Annotated in this window: 9 protein-coding genes and 3 pseudogenes; 10 read left to right on the top strand and 2 right to left on the bottom strand. The window is 60.7% G+C overall.

Annotated features, from left to right (window positions below; genetic code table 11):
* Positions 1-96: IS3 family transposase (locus G3O00_RS44185; RefSeq protein WP_346779005.1), on the top strand; the 96-nt coding region annotated here is incomplete at its 5' end.
* A 172-nt stretch (positions 97-268) separates the two neighbouring features.
* Here the strand turns inward: G3O00_RS44185 and G3O00_RS34870 are convergent.
* Positions 269-468, bottom strand: a pseudogene (locus G3O00_RS34870) (IS3 family transposase); the annotation flags it as partial.
* 407 nt (positions 469-875) lie between these two features.
* On the opposite strand from G3O00_RS34870, the pseudogene G3O00_RS34875 reads away from it, so the two are divergent.
* Positions 876-1,100, top strand: a pseudogene (locus tag G3O00_RS34875) (IS110 family transposase); the annotation flags it as partial.
* Between the two features lie 120 nt (positions 1,101-1,220).
* Here G3O00_RS34875 and G3O00_RS34880 read toward each other — a convergent pair.
* On the bottom strand, positions 1,221-1,781 hold the full coding sequence (locus tag G3O00_RS34880; protein ID WP_206145701.1) for a hypothetical protein: 561 nt from the start codon (positions 1,779-1,781) through the stop codon (positions 1,221-1,223).
* 850 nt (positions 1,782-2,631) lie between these two features.
* On the opposite strand from G3O00_RS34880, the gene G3O00_RS34885 reads away from it, so the two are divergent.
* From G3O00_RS34885 to G3O00_RS43620, 8 genes and pseudogenes are all read left to right on the top strand, one after another.
* Entirely contained in the window at positions 2,632-3,480 is an 849-nt protein-coding gene (locus G3O00_RS34885; protein ID WP_206145702.1) for an alpha/beta hydrolase, read from the top strand.
* 136 nt (positions 3,481-3,616) lie between these two features.
* Positions 3,617-4,336 carry a hypothetical protein gene (locus G3O00_RS34890; protein WP_206145703.1) on the top strand — a complete coding sequence of 240 codons (720 nt, stop codon included), beginning with the start codon at positions 3,617-3,619 and terminating at the stop codon, positions 4,334-4,336.
* Positions 4,337-4,347: 11 nt separating this feature from the next.
* Entirely contained in the window at positions 4,348-5,391 is a 1,044-nt protein-coding gene (locus G3O00_RS34895; RefSeq protein WP_206145704.1) for an alcohol dehydrogenase, read from the top strand.
* The gene (locus tag G3O00_RS34900; protein ID WP_206145705.1) at positions 5,388-6,110 is read left to right on the top strand and encodes a hypothetical protein; all 723 of its coding nucleotides are present in this window, start codon (positions 5,388-5,390) and stop codon (positions 6,108-6,110) included. Before G3O00_RS34895 ends, G3O00_RS34900 begins: the two co-directional genes overlap by 4 nt.
* A 45-nt stretch (positions 6,111-6,155) precedes the next feature.
* Positions 6,156-7,010, top strand: coding sequence for an alpha/beta hydrolase (locus G3O00_RS34905; protein WP_206145706.1), 855 nt, complete (start codon positions 6,156-6,158; stop codon positions 7,008-7,010).
* A 75-nt stretch (positions 7,011-7,085) separates the two neighbouring features.
* On the top strand, positions 7,086-8,105 hold the full coding sequence (locus G3O00_RS34910) for a zinc-binding alcohol dehydrogenase family protein (RefSeq protein WP_206145707.1): 1,020 nt from the start codon (positions 7,086-7,088) through the stop codon (positions 8,103-8,105).
* Between the two features lie 98 nt (positions 8,106-8,203).
* Positions 8,204-10,390, top strand: a complete 2,187-nt coding sequence (gene katG, locus G3O00_RS34915; protein WP_206145708.1) for a catalase/peroxidase HPI — start codon at positions 8,204-8,206, stop codon at positions 10,388-10,390.
* 101 nt (positions 10,391-10,491) lie between these two features.
* Positions 10,492-10,625: pseudogene (locus G3O00_RS43620) on the top strand (alpha/beta hydrolase); the annotation flags it as partial.

The following is a 10,625-nucleotide window of genomic DNA, read 5'->3' on the forward strand; positions in this document are numbered from 1 at the left end:
GACTGGATCGAAGGCTATTACAATCGACAGCGCATGCACACGTCGATCGACTACTGCACTCCCGTCGAATACGAAACCGTACGCGCTGCTGCATGACATGCTGTACGTGAAAACGAGGCAGGGTCACTTCCTGCCTGGTGTTAGTCAAAAACAAAGTCTTATGCCTACCCGTTATTGTAAGTGGGTGACTGTGTCCGGCGTTTCAGGGGGCTGCTCCAAGCGCATCAGGCGCGAAGTGTCGGTTCAGGACGTTGGCCACAACGCCGAACGGACCGCCGCGATAGCGTGGCTTGCTGCCGTAACCAACCTCGGCGCGCAAGCCTTCGCTCTGCATCAGCCGGAGCACGCGGTGGCGGCTGCACACCTCGCCGATTCGCGCAAATCCACTGTGACTTTGCGATAACCGTAGACGCCGCCGCTAGCCAACCAGTGATGCTTGATCAGCCCCAGCAGTCGATCATCCTCGCGCTTACCTGCTTGGCTGCCTCGATCTTGAACTCGTGCGTGTACCGCTTGCTGCTCATACGGACCTCCTCGGTAGCCATAAATTATGGCTCGAAGATGTCTACGAAAGGCTGGCCGGTCCAGTCCCTTTTTCCTTCCGTTTGCGTGGCATAAAGTGGCTCCTTGGCGATCAGTTTATGCCTCACACACAAAGGTTCGGATAGGCTCGGATCCGATGCTACTGTTCCGCGCCAGACGGGATTACCGTCCCCATCGATTACGCAAACCGCCGTTGACTTCTGCGATACATCGAGACCCACATACGTTTCCATGGCAGCCTCCGTCGTTAGCCGGAGACGCAATTACAGCATGTGATTGTCTCGCCAGCCTTCCCGGCGAAGCATCACGTACACGCGAGGCGCACCGTAGTGCATCCATCCAGAGGCGGCAATAAGGTGCTCATGCGCGCCTTGTTCCTATCCGCCTTCGCGGCATTGCGGGATCCTGTCTCGCGGGTCTACTACACGCGCAGGATCCAGCAGGGCAAGCGCCACAACCAAGCGCTCATCGCGCTGGCACGGCGACGCTGCGACATCCTGTTCGCCATGCTGCGCGACGGCATCATTTACCAACCCAAGTCCGCCCCAAACACTTGACGGAACACATAGCGCCACCCACCTCCCGTTGGTCGGTTGCATGCGGCCGGTGCCGTGTGCTGCCGCTGCTGGGAGAAAATCGTCGGATAACAAGTGAACTGTACTTCGCCACATTCACACTTACTGGCCCCCGCCAGCTTTGGCGATATTGTCGGCGCCTTTGTTCATCGTTGTTGCTAGCATGCTTGTCAGAGTCATGCTTTCGGAAATTTTTGCCGCCTGCAGCGTAAGCCTGTTTTGGCTCTCTGCTTGCTCGCTGGCCGTTTTGATCGCGTCTTCGCTTTGATCCTGGGCCGTCTGCATCGCGCCCGAGTTGACTGCTGTTGAAAACGGGCTTGGTGTTACCTCAGCCGCAGCAAAATGTGCCAGGTGGCCTGCCAGTCCCGGGAGCGTGTTTCCGGCCGCGTGAAGGAGATCGGATGCCAGTGTCTGGGGAAGGCCTCGACTCTTGTCCGGGGCGGTCATCGGTGTTGCCCCCGGCGGCTTTGCCTTCACACTGAGCTTGGGACGCTCAACCCCGTTATTGCTCGGGGTGAGGTCGCGGAGTGCGCCGAGCACGGCGGGCGTGCTTGCCGGCGGCCTCGCCCGAATCGGCCTGTCGTTGGTCGGCAGCGAAGTCGTGGCTCTCGAGAGCCTTTGTAGGCTGTTTAATGCGGTTGTCGCTGCAATTTTGCCTGTCATGATCGAGCTCCGATGGTGAAATTACGCTATCCGCCCTTGATTGCGCTATCGACGCGACTTCCACATCCCACATCGGCGGAGTGATATCAGGGAACGCCTGTGAAGGGTAGGTGTAAGTTTGGTGGGATGCTCGGTGCAATGCGATATCACGCACTGATTTGCGAAGCAGGGCGCGGCGGGAAGTGCAATCAATATCCATTCATCCAGTGTTGACGTTGTATGCAGTCGAGCCCGATTCACCGGACTCCGCGTATATGGGGGTGAGACTAGTCTATTGGATCATGCTTGCACCAAACTGAAGCCGGTTCGGCGCGGTGCGCGTGCATCGTCACGATGCCTGTCGAACTGCGCTGGCGATGTCGACCATATCGCCTAGCGAAATTGCTTACCTGCCGAATATCGTTTACACGAGCAATTTCGACTGAAAAGTGGGGGGCGGCAGTTTTTTCGAGCCGATTCCATTCTCGCGAATTCCGCATCGACATGTCGGTGGATGTATTCATTTTGGCGAGAATGCCTCGACATCGAAGGGTGGGGAAATCCCGTATGGTGCACGAAATTGGGTCGGGATTTGTCGCAAAACCTATCCATAAATGTCCTTGGAAAATCAATTAACAGCGTTGATCATACGAGACGTCAGACCCCTGTTAGCCGGGCGGAACGAAAGGCCGAAATGGCTCTCGAGGAGCATGGGCGCCACGAGAATCCGCTGTGCATGTCCAGCTCGAAGATCGTCGACGAGTAGCAATATTTTTGCTCGGGCGACATATTTCCGTAAGAAAGATCGAATAACGAAAAATTGTGTGCCGCAATTTTCGTTTCTTTCGCTATCCGAAGAGAAGGTGCCCAGATGATTGGTGAATCGCTCAGTAATGCAGCAAAAACGCAGTTTGTCGAAGTGTCGGGACGGCGTCTTGCCTATCGCACGTTTGGCAGCGGGACTCCGCTCGTGCTCTGCGTACGATTCCGCGGGACGATGGATTCCTGGGATCCGCTGTTTCTCGATAGCCTCGTCGAGCAGGGGTTCAGCGTTACGGTGTTCGATTATAGCGGCCTCGGTGCGTCCACAGGTTCGCGCACGTATAGCCCCGTATCGCTCGCGAAGGACGCGATCGACCTGATCGGCGCGCTGAAACTCAAACAGGTCGTCATCGGCGGCTGGTCGGTGGGCGGCATTGCAGCGCAGATCGCGATGACTCAACTGCCTCATGTCGTGAGTCACGTGGTGCTGATTGCCACGACTCCGCCGGGCCAATTGGTGCAGGCAGGCGAACCGCTGTTCTATGAAATGGCGCGACGTGAAAATGGTTTCGAGGACTTTGTCCGCCTGTTCTTCGAGCCGAAATCCGAGAAGAGCCGCATCGCCGCGGAGCGTTCGGCTGAACGGCTGGCCGCACGCAAGCACGATCGCAGCCCGGAGGTGCCATGGGAATGGGCCGGCGAGCAATTGGGCGACGGGCCGCGAAACCCGATGTTCCCGTCAGACGCCGTGCTGTTGGCAATGCAGAACACGACGATTCCGATTTTGCATGTGGGCGCCGACCACGACATCGTGTTCCCGATCGAGAACTGGTATGCGCTCAATAATCGGCTCCCGACGCTGCAGCTGGTGACGTTCCCGTGCACGGGCCACGGCCCGCACCTCCAGTATCCGGTTGCATCGGCGAAATGCATTGCCGCATTCGTGGCTGGTGAATAAGGGCATATTCGCCAGTATCTGATTTGTCGTTTAACAACCGGCATTAATTTGAAATCCGGGTATCGGGCATGACGCTCATACCCGGGGCTCGGACGCGCGCCGGTTCAGGTTGTTTCACAGTGCCATTGGAATAGACATGAGCGATTTGATTGATTGGGCCATCGAGAAAGCGGGCGGCTGGGACCGCTTCCGCGCATTCCGCAGTGTTTCGGCAACGCTGCATCACACGGGCGTCATCTGGAAACTGAAGCAACGCGATGGCGTGCTGACGGATTCCCGGGTCACCGTGCAACTGCATGAGCAAAACGTCTCGCATACACCTTTCGCGCCGACCACCGATTATTCGATTTATACGCCGTCGCGCGTGGAGATTCGGCGCGAGGATGGCAGCATCATCGAAGCGCTCGACGAGCCGCGCAGTTCGTTCGACGGATACGAAATGGAAACGCCGTGGTCCAACCCGCAACTGGCCTATTTCGCTGGTTACACGATGTGGACTTACCTGACGTCGCCGTTCCTGCTGCGTTATCCCGGCATTCAGGCGCGGGAAATCGAACCGTGGGTCGTCGACGGTCTGCCGTGGCGCCGGTTGCAGCTCGAATTCCCTAGCGATGTCGCGAGCCACAGCACGATCCAGACCTTTTATTTCGATGCCGACGGATTGCTGCGCCGGCACGATTATGAAGTCGACATCCAGGGGCGCAATGCTGCTGCCCGTTATCTGTCCGACTATGTGGAAGTGCAGGGGATTCTCATGCCCACGCGTTTCCGGATCTATCCACGTTCGCCGGAGAACGTGGCCATCGCCGAACCGCTGATCGTCGGTGTGGATCTTTCCGATTTCCGCTTTGAATGAACGGTGAATGAATGACCATGCAGTCTACCTATCGAGCCGCTGTCGTAAAGGCAACCGGACAGCTTGAACTCGTCGATTTGCCGGTCCGGGAACCCGGACACGGTCAAGTCCGCATTCGTGTCGAGGCATGTGGCGTCTGTCATTCCGATAGCGCGACCGTCGAGCGGGCCGGTGACGGCGAGACGCGGCGCGTGCCGGGGCATGAAGTGGTCGGGCGCATCGACGCGCTCGGCGAGGGCGTTGCCGGATGGGAGATCGGCACGCGCGTCGGCGTGGGATTTCTGGCCGGCGAGGATCGCACCTGCCCGTCGTGCCGTCAGGGCGACATCGTCAATTGCAGCAATCCCGTGATTACGGGGATGACGGTTGACGGCGGCTATGCGGAGGTGATGATCGCAGAAGCCCGCGGCCTGGTGCGCGTGCCTGACGATCTCGACGCGGCCGAAGCGGCGCCGCTGCTTTGTGCGGGGCTGACGACGTTCAACGCGTTGCGCAATGCGGGCGCGCGCGCGGGCGACGTGGTGGCGATTCACGGCATCGGCGGGCTCGGCCACCTGGCGGTACAGTTCGCACGCAAGATGGGCTTCTATACCGTTGCCATCGCACGCGGTGCCGACAAGGCGAAGTTGGCGCGCGAGATGGGCGCGCATCGCTATATCGATGCCAGCGCCGAGGATGCGGCAGCGGTGCTGCAGAAAATTGGCGGCGCGAAGGTTGTGCTCGGCACGGCGCCGACGGGGAAAGGCATGTCGGAGATCGTTCCGGGGCTCGCGCCGCGCGGCAAGCTGATCGTCGTGGCCGTGCCGGGTGACGCGATCACGTTGAGTGCCATCGACCTCGTGTTCGGAGCGCACTCCGTGGTTGGCGCGCTGACGGGAACGGTCGTCGACAACGAGGAAGGGCTGAGGTTCGCCCGTATTCAGGACGTTAAGCCGCTGATCGAGACGTTCCCGCTGGAGCAGGCGCAGTCGGCCTACGATCGCATGATGCGTGCCGATGTGCGGTTCCGCGCGGTCCTACTCATGAATTCTGCAAACTCGGGAGTACAGGCATGAACAACATCGTCGCTCAAACCATCATCGAAGCGCATGGCGGGCTCGCGCAATGGCGAAAGTTTCGGGAGATCCGTGCTGACCTGATTCAGGGCGGCGCGCTGTGGGGGGTGAAAGGGCAGAGTGGCGTGCTGGATCGCACGCGCGTGTCGGTTGCAACCGATCGCCAGTGGGCATCGCATGCTCCGTTCGGGACGATTGCCGCGCGCAGCGAATTCACGGGCGATCGCATTGCTCTGGTGGACGCGTCGGGACGCGTCATCGAAGCGCTGGATCATCCGCGCGAATCGTTCGCCGGCCACACGCTGGAGACGCCGTGGAATCCGTTGCAACTGGCGTTTTTCGCGGGTTGTGCGATGTGGACGTATCTGAATGCGCCGTTCGTGCTCGCGTGGGACGGTGTCGAGTGCGAAGATGTCGGCCCGTGGACGGAGCAGGGAGAAACGTGGCGAAAGATCCGCGTGACGTATCCTGCGACGCTGGAAGTATTCAGCAAGGTGCAGGCGATTTATGTCGGAGCGGACAACCTGATTCGCCGTCTTGATTACGACGTTGAAATCGCTGGCAACACGCCGGGCGCGCATTACGTGAGCGACTACGTGACGGTCTCGGGCATTCGCGTGCCGACGCGCCGCCGGATCTATCCGCGCATGCCCGACGGGTCGTCGGTTGCCGAGCCGCTCGTCGTATCCATCGATCTCGAGAACATCGAACTCGTCTGAACCCATTTTGGTGAGCGATGCCATTCGCTCACCGAGGAGAGACTCATGAGTCAGATTGCGTCGTCCCGCGCTGAAACGTCTTACGTTGAAGTGTCGGGCGTCAATTATGCGTACCGTCGGTTCGGCAATCGCAATGGCGGTTTGCCGTTGCTGTGCCTGCAGCATTTCACCGGCACGCTGGACAACTGGGATCCGGCCATCGTCGACGCGCTGGCTGAGGATCGCGAAATCGTGCTGTTCGAGAACGCAGGTGTCGGCCGCTCCGGCGGCACGGTTCCGAAGACGATCGCGGGGATGGCCGAGCACGTGCTGCGGTTTGTCGATGCGATCGGCCTCGAGAAACTCCACATCCTGGGCTTTTCGCTGGGTGGCTTTCTGGCCCAAGAGATCGCCATCGCACGTCCGGAGCTGGTCGGGCGTCTCGTGATTTCCGGTAGTGCGCCCGAAGGCGGCGTCGGTGCCGGCATGGACCGGCCGGAACTGCTCGCGATCTATACGGATGAGGCGATGCCGATGAGCGAGAAGCTGAAGCGGCTGTTCTTTCCGGCAAGCACCGAGGGGCGGGCAGCGGCCGATGCCTTTGTGCGGCGTCTCGACGAGCGTATCGGCGAGCGCGACTTGCCGGCCGGCCCGGACGTTGCGCCGGCACAGCTAGAAGCGATGATTGGCTGGTCGAAGTGGGATGGCGACGTGAAGGCCAAGCTCGCGAAGATCGGCCATCCGGCGCTCGTGACCAACGGCAGCAACGACATCATGATCCCGACCGAAAACAGCTACATGTTGGCGAGCGGGTTGCCGAACGCGACGCTGATCGTCTATCCGAACGCGGGTCACGGCGCGCTGTTCCAGTACGCATCGGATTATGTCGCGCACGTCGGGACGTTCCTGCGCGGAAGCTGAAAGCGGCGACTGGCTTCAAAGAAGAATCGAAGGTGGCAGGGATCCGGCCACCTTTCTTTATATCGTGAGGTTTTGATGAAATCCATCGTTTACGCACAGGCGGGATTACCCATTGACGATCCGCAATCGCTGTATGACGTCGAATTGCCTAAGCCGGTACCGGGCGCACGCGATCTGCTGGTCCGGATCCAGGCGATCTCGGTGAACCCGGTCGATTCGAAATTGCGCAATGCCGTGCAGCCTCCGGCGCCGCGCGTGCTGGGATGGGATGCGGTTGGCACAGTCGAGGCCATCGGCGCTGAGGTGACGGAATTCGCGATCGGCGACGAGGTCTGGTATGCGGGAGACATCACGCGCCCGGGCAGCTACGCGGAGTACGGGATAGTCGACGAGCGGATCGCGAGCCGGCGCCCCGTATCGATCACACGCGCCGAAGCGGCGGCGATCCCGCTGACCGGTATCACCGCGTGGGAACTGCTGTTCGATCGGCTCGGTATCGCCGAAGGCGGCGGCGCCAGCGAGCATCTACTTATCATTGGCGCTGGCGGCGGCGTGGGATCGATCCTGGTGCAGCTTGCTCGTCAACTCACGGGGCTGACGGTGATCGGTACGGCGTCGAGGCCTGATACGCAAGCGTGGGTACGCGACCTGGGGGCACATCACGTCATCGACCACGGCAAGCCGTTGCAGGCGCAACTGCGTGAGGCCGGAATCGAGCAGGTCGAACACGTGATCAGCCTGACGCACACGGATAGCTACTACGAGCAGATCATCGAACTGCTGAAGCCCGAAGGGCAACTCGCGCTGATCGACGATCCGGCTTCGCTGGACGTCATGCCGCTGAAGCGTAAGTCTATCTCGCTGCACTGGGAGTTCATGTTCACGCGATCGATGTTCCGCACCGCGTCGATGTCCAGGCAGCATGTGTTGCTCGGCCGGATCGCGAGCCTGATCGATGCTGGCCGGCTGAGAACGACGCTGGGCGAGAATTTTGGCGAAATCAACGCCACGAACCTACGGCGTGCGCACAAGCTGATCGAGAGCAACAAGGCGGTCGGGAAGATCGTTCTGGAAGGCATTCAGGCTGCTTCCTGACTGGGCGGATGTTCTGTGGCGATTGTCGGGTTCGGCGAGGACCAGGATATATTTTGATATACTGAGTATATTGCATTTGCAACACAAGGAAAATCCAGATGTCGAATGAGGGGAAGTGCCCGTTCAACCACGGGAAGAGCAACGGGACGACGAACCGCGACTGGTGGCCGAACCAGTTGAACCTGCAGATTTTGCACCAGCATTCGAGCAAGTCGAATCCGATGGATCCGGACTTTGACTATGCCGAGGCGTTCAATAGCCTGGATCTGGAAGCAGTCAAGGCCGACCTGCGCGCGCTGATGACGGTATCGCAAGACTGGTGGCCGGCGGACTTCGGTCACTACGGGCCGTTTTTCGTACGCATGGCGTGGCACAGCTCCGGCACGTACCGGACGGGCGATGGCCGTGGCGGCGCGGGGCGCGGGCAACAACGCTTCGCACCGCTGAACAGCTGGCCCGACAATGTCGGGCTGGACAAGGCGCGCCGGCTGATCTGGCCGGTCAAGCAGAAGTATGGGCGCAAGATTTCGTGGGCCGACCTGATCGTGCTGACCGGCAACGTGGCGCTCGAATCGATGGGCTTCAAGACGTTCGGTTTCGCGGGCGGCCGGGAAGACTCGTGGGAGCCGGACGAAGATGTTTACTGGGGTTCGGAAACGACCTGGCTGGACGACAAGCGCTACAGCGGCGATCGCCAGCTCGAGAAACCGCTGGCGGCGGTGCAGATGGGGTTGATCTACGTGAACCCGGAAGGCCCGAACGGCAATCCAGACCCGCTGGCGTCGGCGCGCGACATTCGCGAGACATTTGCACGCATGGCGATGAACGACGAGGAAACCGTTGCGCTGATCGCGGGTGGTCACACGTTCGGCAAGACTCACGGAGCGGGCGATGCGTCGCACGTCGGGCCTGAGCCCGCAGCGGCGCCGCTCGAACAGATGGGGCTGGGCTGGAAGAGCTCGTTCGGTTCGGGCAAGGCGGGCGATGCGATCGGCAGCGGCCTCGAAGTGATCTGGACTTCGACGCCAACGCAGTGGAGCAACAACTTCTTCTGGAATCTGTTCGGCTATGACTGGGAGCTGACGAAGAGTCCGGCCGGCGCACACCAGTGGCAGCCGAAGGGCGGTGCCGGCGCGAACAGCGTGCCGGATCCGTTCGAACCGGGCAAGCGCCGGGCGCCGTCGATGCTGACCTCGGACATCGCGCTGCGTGCCGACCCGGCTTACGAGAAGATCGCGCGCCGCTTCTACGATCACCCGGACGAGTTCGCCGATGCGTTCGCGCGCGCATGGTTCAAGCTGACGCATCGTGACATGGGGCCGCGCGCGCGCTACCTCGGTCCGGACGTGCCCAGCGAGCAATTGCTGTGGCAGGACCCGATTCCGACGCCCGATCATCCGTTAGTGAGCGAACAGGACGTGAGCGCGCTGAAGGCCAAGGTGCTCGCATCGGGTCTGTCTGTCTCGGAACTGGTTTCGGCGGCTTGGGCTTCGGCATCGACGTTCCGGAACTCGGACAAGCGCGGCGGCGCGAACGGCGCACGCGTGCGCCTGGCACCGCAGAAGGATTGGGAAGTTAACCAGCCTGCGCAACTGGCCAAGGTGCTGGAGGTGCTGGGTGCGCTGCGGGCCGAATTCACCGGGGCTGCCGTGGACGGCAAGCAGGTCTCGCTGGCCGACATGATCGTGATCGCGGGGAATGCTGGCATCGAGCAGGCGGCTTCAGCGGCTGGAGTCGACGTGACAGTACCGTTCACGCCGGGCCGCGGCGATGCAAGTGCCGACCAGACGGATGTCGAATCGATGGCCGTGCTCGAGCCGATCGCCGATGGTTTCCGCAACTACCAGAAGGGTGCGTACACGATTCCGGTAGAGAAGCTGCTGATCGACAAGGCGCAATTGCTTTCGCTGACAGCACCGGAAATGACGGTGCTGATCGGCGGCCTGCGTGTGCTGGGCACAAACGTGGGCGATTCGAAGCACGGCGTGTTTACGGACCGTCGCGGAGTGCTGACCAACGATTTCTTCCGCAATCTGCTCGACATGGGTACAGAGTGGAAGCCGACGTCGGAGGCCAACGAAGCCTATGAAGGTCGCGATCGTGCGACGGGTGAAGTCAAGTGGCTGGCCTCGCGCGTCGATCTTGTGTTCGGTTCGCATTCGCAACTGCGCGCGCTGTCGGAAGTGTATGGCAGCGAGGATTCTCAGCAGAAGTTCGTGCGCGACTTCGTTGCCGCATGGACGAAGGTGATGAACGCCGATCGCTTTGACATCAAGCATAAGTAACGGAAGCGCGGCCGGATGACGCGTCACGAGCTGATGCCGTGACGCGCCACCCGCCGGCATGCCAGAACGGATTCAATTCAAGACAAGTTTGGAGGGTTGCAATGAACTACTTTAAATCGGGCGACGGTACCGAAATCTTCTACAAGGACTGGGGCCAGGGTACGCCGGTCGTTTTTTCGCACGGCTGGCCGCTAACTTCGGATGCGTGGGATGCGCAGATGCTGTTCTTCGGCCA

Source organism: Burkholderia sp. Ac-20384, assembly GCF_017104605.1.
GTDB lineage: Bacteria > Pseudomonadota > Gammaproteobacteria > Burkholderiales > Burkholderiaceae > Burkholderia > Burkholderia lata.

Coding starts and splice junctions, on each gene's coding strand:
- G3O00_RS34880 (WP_206145701.1), bottom strand. CDS start 1,781: ATGACAGGCAAAATTGCAGCGACAACCGCATTAAACAGCCTACAAAGG.
- G3O00_RS34885 (WP_206145702.1), top strand. CDS start 2,632: ATGATTGGTGAATCGCTCAGTAATGCAGCAAAAACGCAGTTTGTCGAA.
- G3O00_RS34890 (WP_206145703.1), top strand. CDS start 3,617: ATGAGCGATTTGATTGATTGGGCCATCGAGAAAGCGGGCGGCTGGGAC.
- G3O00_RS34895 (WP_206145704.1), top strand. CDS start 4,348: ATGACCATGCAGTCTACCTATCGAGCCGCTGTCGTAAAGGCAACCGGA.
- G3O00_RS34900 (WP_206145705.1), top strand. CDS start 5,388: ATGAACAACATCGTCGCTCAAACCATCATCGAAGCGCATGGCGGGCTC.
- G3O00_RS34905 (WP_206145706.1), top strand. CDS start 6,156: ATGAGTCAGATTGCGTCGTCCCGCGCTGAAACGTCTTACGTTGAAGTG.
- G3O00_RS34910 (WP_206145707.1), top strand. CDS start 7,086: ATGAAATCCATCGTTTACGCACAGGCGGGATTACCCATTGACGATCCG.
- katG (WP_206145708.1), top strand. CDS start 8,204: ATGTCGAATGAGGGGAAGTGCCCGTTCAACCACGGGAAGAGCAACGGG.